The organism is Streptomyces bicolor (assembly GCF_000719285.1).
Lineage (GTDB): Bacteria > Actinomycetota > Actinomycetes > Streptomycetales > Streptomycetaceae > Streptomyces > Streptomyces bicolor.
Map to the genome: position 1 here is coordinate 1 of NZ_JOFS01000092.1, position 1,554 is coordinate 1,554.

The window sequence follows — 1,554 nt, forward strand, 5'->3', positions numbered from 1 at the left end:
CATCCCGATCCGGTTGATGCGGCCGGTGTACTCGGCCCGCAGGTACCGGGAGCTGACGCCCTTGAGGCTATTGATCAGCTTCGACAGGGCGACCTTCGGCGGGTAGTGCACCAGTAGATGCACATGATCGGCTTCGCCGTTGAACTCCCGCAGCTCCACCTCGAAACTGCCGCAGACCTCACGCATGATCTCTTCGCAACGCTTCAGCATGGCGTCGTCGAAGACGCCGCGCCGGTATTTCGTGACGAACACCAAGTGGGCGTGAAGGGTATAGGTGACGTGACGACCGGTACGGATATTCTTCGAAGCTGACCGGGGAGGGGGTGGGCCGGATGATCCGTGCGTACAAGTTCCTCATGCGGCCCACCGTGGGCCAGGCGGGCGCGCTCGCCGAGATGCTGCGTGATCACTGCTCGCTCTACAACGGAGCGCTGCAGGAACGCCGCGACGCCTACCGACACGCCTCGAAGACCACCGTCCGGTACGGGCAGCAGTCCGCCCAGCTCAAGGACATCCGCGCCTTCGACCCGGAGCGTCAGGGGCGTTGGTCGTTCTCGTCTCAGCAGGCCACCTTGCGCCGGTTGGACAAGGCGTTCGCCGCGTTCTTCCGGCGGGTGAAGGCAGGAGACGCGCCGGGCTATCCGCGTTTCAGGTCGGGCAAGCGGTTCGACACCGTGGACTTCCCCAAGGACGGCGACGGATGCCGCTGGGACTCCACCCCGCACGACCCCGTCACCCGCGTCCGGCTCCAAGGCATCGGGCACGTCAAGGTGCACCGGCACCGGCCCGTGATCGGCAAGGTCAAGACGATCAGCGTCAAGCGTGAAGGGCGCCGCTGGTACGTCGTCCTGACCGCCGAGCAGACCGTACCCGTGCCGCTTCCGGTGACCGGCAGTGTGGTCGGCGTCGACATGGGCATAGCCAACTTCCTTGCCGGCTCCAACGGCGAGTTCATACCCAACCCCCGCCACGGCCGGAAGGCCTCCGCGAAGCTCGAAGCCGCACAGCAGTCCCTCAGTCGCTGCAAGCGAGGCTCGAAGCGCCGCCGCAAGGCCGTGGAGACCGTCGCCCGACTGCACCGCAAGGTGCGCCGTCAGCGTCTGGACCACGCGCACAAGACCGCGCTCGCTCTCGTGCGGGAACACGACTTCATCGCGCACGAAGACCTCAAGATCCGCAACATGAGCAAGGCCCCCGCACCGAAGCCGGATCCTGAACAGGCGGGCAACTTCCTGCCCAACGGGGCCGGCGCGAAGGCCGGGCTCAACCGCTCGATTTCTGATGCCGGATGGGGGGTGTTCCTCGCGATCCTGGCCGCCAAGGCGGAAGGAGCCGGACGGCAGGTGATGGCGGTGGACCCCCGCAACACCTCCCGGCGGTGCCCCGAATGCGGGCACACCGCCAAGGAGAACCGGCCCACACAGGAGAAGTTCCACTGCGTCTCGTGCGGCCACAGCGCGCACGCGGACACGGTGGGCGCGATCAATGTCCTACGGGCCGGGCTGGTCCGTCGCGAAGCCGCACCGGCATAGCGAGAAGCCCCCTCGTTCACGA

2 protein-coding genes are annotated in these 1,554 nt (G+C 66.9%); one reads left to right on the forward strand and one right to left on the reverse strand.

The features are described from left to right. Nucleotides 1–297: IS200/IS605 family transposase (tnpA, locus tag IF78_RS0142740; protein WP_107050134.1), on the reverse strand; the 297-nt coding region annotated here is incomplete at its 3' end. A gap of 35 nt (nucleotides 298–332) precedes the next feature. Here tnpA and IF78_RS0142745 point away from each other — a divergent pair. Further along, on the forward strand, nucleotides 333–1,532 hold the full coding sequence (locus tag IF78_RS0142745; protein WP_031488159.1) for an RNA-guided endonuclease InsQ/TnpB family protein: 1,200 nt from the start codon (nucleotides 333–335) through the stop codon (nucleotides 1,530–1,532). Nucleotides 1,533–1,554: the final 22 nt, after the last annotated feature.